Raw genomic sequence first — 1,296 nt, 5'->3', positions numbered from 1 at the left:
GATGAGTGGTGATCGTGGTTGTCGCGGATCTGTATTCCGCAGCATTGGCATCGCCACCGCCGGCGCCATTGCCGCCGATGCCGACTGTGAGGCCAAGGCCGACACCAATGACGCCGCCGCCATTGCCGCCGCCGCCGCCGATCGACTGCACGATGATGCCGGCCGAGCGCTGCTCCCACGTTTCCACGGACCCGTTATAGGTCGCGTCGACCGCCAGGCCCCGGCCTGCCGCGCCGGCGCCGCCGCCGATGCCCAGATTGGCGATAGCGCCGAATGTTCCGACAAAACCGCCATTGCCGCCGCCAGCGGTGCGGAAGAACACCTGGCCGCCGTCGCCGCCCCCGCTGCCCTTGCCGCCAACGCCGACGCTCACCCCCAGACTGCCTGCAACCACGAAGCCACCATTGCCGCCGCCGCCGCCAAGCGACTGCGCGATGATGCCGGCCGAACGTGCCTGGCTGGTTTCGACCGTGCCGCCGGTCGTCATATCGACTTTCTTGCCGATGCCACCCGCGCCTGCGTTGCCACCCACGCCGACCGCAACGACGCCCGCGCCACCCAGGGCAAATCCGCCATTGCCGCCGCCGCCGCCGACCGATTGCACCAGGATGCCGATCGAATCGGCGCCGCTTGTCGTGACATGCGAATTGCCGACGTTGTAGTTGACCTCGTCGCCGTCGCCCGCGGCGCTGCCGCTGCCGCCGATCGAAACCGAAGCAATGCCGCCGGCGGCGAAGCTGCCGCCGCCATTGCCGCCGCCGCCGCCGATGGATTGAGCGAGGATACCGATAGCCGAACTGCCATGCGTGCTGACTGTCGCGCCGGCGCCAGCCTGATTGACGTTGACGACGCCGCCATTGCCGCCGGTGCCGCCGCCGCCGCCGATGGCAACCGCCGCGATCGGGCCAGCCGACAGCGCGAAGCCGCCATTGCCGCCGCCACCGCCGACAGACTGGGCGAGCACGCCATGCGCGCCGTCGCCACTACCGTCGGAGCCGGTGATTATCTCACCGCCGACATTGGCGGTCACCGTTCCCGCAGTGCCGCCGCCAGCGCCAATGCCGCCAACAGACACGATGCCGGCTGCGCCACCGCCGTCGCCGCCACCACCCCCGATCGATTCCACCAACATGCCGATCGCACCAATGCCGTTGGTCGTGATCCTGTTGGTATTGGTCGCCGTGGCGTTTCCACCGTTGTTGCCATCGGCACCGGCTCCACCGCCGCCGAACAGACCGAAAGCACCGCCGCCACTGCCGCCGGCGCCGCCGACGGATTGCACGACCAGGCCGGAGG

1 pseudogene is annotated in these 1,296 nt (G+C 69.8%); it reads right to left on the bottom strand.

The features are described from left to right. A pseudogene (locus tag EOB36_RS34600) lies at positions 1 to 1,296 on the bottom strand (autotransporter outer membrane beta-barrel domain-containing protein); the annotation flags it as partial.

The organism is Mesorhizobium sp. M6A.T.Cr.TU.017.01.1.1, from assembly GCF_004023115.1.
GTDB lineage: Bacteria > Pseudomonadota > Alphaproteobacteria > Rhizobiales > Rhizobiaceae > Mesorhizobium > Mesorhizobium mediterraneum.
This window is presented reverse-complemented; position numbering and strand designations above follow the sequence as displayed.